Origin of the sequence: Microvirga tunisiensis, from assembly GCF_009296175.1 — a bacterium.
Taxonomy (GTDB): Bacteria; Pseudomonadota; Alphaproteobacteria; order Rhizobiales; family Beijerinckiaceae; genus Microvirga; species Microvirga tunisiensis.
In genome coordinates this window covers 1-2,078 of record NZ_VOSK01000630.1, presented here as the reverse complement: position 1 = coordinate 2,078, position 2,078 = coordinate 1, and the positions used below count along the sequence as shown (strand labels likewise).

Sequence of the window (2,078 nt, the reverse complement as noted above, 5' to 3'; positions counted from 1 at the left end):
CTTCGAAGCGGTGCGGGATCTGCAAGTGGATTGATCCCCATTGGACGGGGCCTCGGTACCAGATGCGAAGTCCGCAGCACGAGCTTGGCGGTGTCAAACCGTCAAAATCACTGTGCTAAGGATCTAGTTCCCGCATCTCCTTCACCGGTGTCTTCCGAAGTCACGGACCTGGCGTCAAGGGCCATGCTGCCGCCATCGGCGACGTCACCCTGGAAGGGGAGGCGAAGCAGAAAACCCTCACCCTCAACTTACCAACCTCGCACCGGGTTGGCGGCTATTTGGTGACCCACACGCCGGGGCATGTCGAAATCGAGCTCATGTGGGCCGAGACCCGGGCTGACTGGACAGGCCAAAGTTGTGCCTTGGTCTATGACGTCAGCAGCAAGGAGCCAACGGAGATGCGCATTGCCGTGCAAAAGTCGCTGACCATACTGTTCGTCACGTTCGCCTACATCTCGTTCTTCCCTTGGAAGACACCTGAGACCGCTTGAGAGCTCTGCGGGGCGGAGATCTCGGACAATGAGATGAATCGTTCTTGGGGTATCACTGGAACCATTGAATCCCCTCAAAGTGAAGACTGCCGGCGCAGTACTGATGCGCGGTTAGAGCAGGAGACGGGACCTGCATTACTAACAACAACAGCACCACGCATGAATGTGGATAGCCTGGGACGACAGCCCTCCACCCATAGGACAACTAAAGGGCGAGGTGTGTCGATCCCACGGTTGGGTTTGAGACAGTCATCGCCAAAGCTGAAGGTCAAAGAAGGGCAACCAGAAAATCCCGGAGAAGGGTAGGGATGCCGAGCAACACCTGCGTATGTCCAACTCTGCCGCCTGTCCTCGGCTCAATCCTCGCTCGATGATCGGCTGGAGTGGGGAACATCAACACCAACTGAGAAAAGGATCAATCACAATCAGACAAATAAAAACTGACTATCGAACAGCATCTTGAGCTGGTTTCGAACCCAAAGAAGCAGCAATTGGCTTAGAAACAACGAAAGAGCCAAGAAAACGATGTGCCTTGGCCCTTGTGCAGTGCAGTGTGATCAGAACATTGGCGCTACCGGCTCGGGCTAAATTCCATTCACCCATTCGAATAACGATCATGACTGAACACGTTTCATATTCAATTGACGAAATTGTCCGCTTGAGCGTGACGCTTGCCCTGATCTTGTCAAGGCAAGGCGCTCCTTACGCCTCTGAGCGAGTAGAGGATCGACTTAAGATCTTTCTCAACGAAATCATCGCGGCGGTGCCAAAGCCACAGAGTCGCCCAAGACAAGTCCCAGCAATCCCAGTCGAACGCTCGATCCTTCATCATGCCATTATCTCGCTCGAGGACGGCCAGCCGTACAAGACGCTTTATTCGCATTTGAGCAGTCTCGGTCTTACCCCCAAAGCCTACCGTAAAAAGTGGGATCTGCCCCGGGATTACCCGATGGCTGCGCCAGCCGAGCGAGCGCGTTTGCGGACCCTGCGCGAATGCTGCGGACAGTTTCCCTGCCGCAGAAGAAGACGGCGGAGACACTGCCACCGAGACGGATGATTGATTCCGCTGGTGCCGGCACGTCCCGTCTTGAGGCCTGATTCAGGCAGAGGTGACGGAATCCTCCACAGAGCCCAACTCTGTGGAGCTGCCATTAATGAAAATCATGAGCTCCATACTGATCACGACATGCGCACATTCGCCTGCCCTGCCCACGTGGGCATAGAGTGCACCCGGGATATCAGTCCAAGTTGGTCATGAATGGTCGCTGTGCTTCGCCGTTACGACCTGTGTTGAGGCAGAGTTACCGTCTTCCGGCTCAATAGACTGGATAATTGTCCGCCCGTCCTCGCTTTTATAACGTAAAGGCCACTTAGAGGCAGGTATGTCCTTGGGTCTACCAATGTACCTCCACAGGGGAGCTATGACGGAATTTAGGTGATGGGGCCGATCAGGCGGCGCTGTTTGTCGGCATCGGAATGATCTCGGTGCCGTCCTTAAACCTGACACCGGCGATCACCTTGGGCAACTGGTTTTCGCCCATCAACCTCCGCCAGCTTCTTGCGGCCGCCATCACCAGCTTGAACACC

2 protein-coding genes and 1 pseudogene are annotated in these 2,078 nt (G+C 55.2%); 2 read left to right on the top strand and 1 reads right to left on the bottom strand.

The window, feature by feature from the left end:
• The first annotated feature begins 281 nt into the window (after positions 1-281).
• Together FS320_RS42230 and FS320_RS42225 are read left to right on the top strand one after the other, a co-directional pair.
• Positions 282-491, top strand: coding sequence for a hypothetical protein (locus FS320_RS42230; RefSeq protein WP_152718501.1), 210 nt, complete (start codon positions 282-284; stop codon positions 489-491).
• Positions 492-1,107: 616 nt separating this feature from the next.
• Positions 1,108-1,548: a MucR family transcriptional regulator gene (locus FS320_RS42225; protein WP_152718500.1), complete on the top strand. Its 441-nt coding sequence runs from the start codon at positions 1,108-1,110 to the stop codon at positions 1,546-1,548.
• A 391-nt stretch (positions 1,549-1,939) separates the two neighbouring features.
• Here the strand turns inward: FS320_RS42225 and FS320_RS42220 are convergent.
• Positions 1,940-2,078: pseudogene (locus FS320_RS42220) on the bottom strand (IS256 family transposase); the annotation flags it as partial.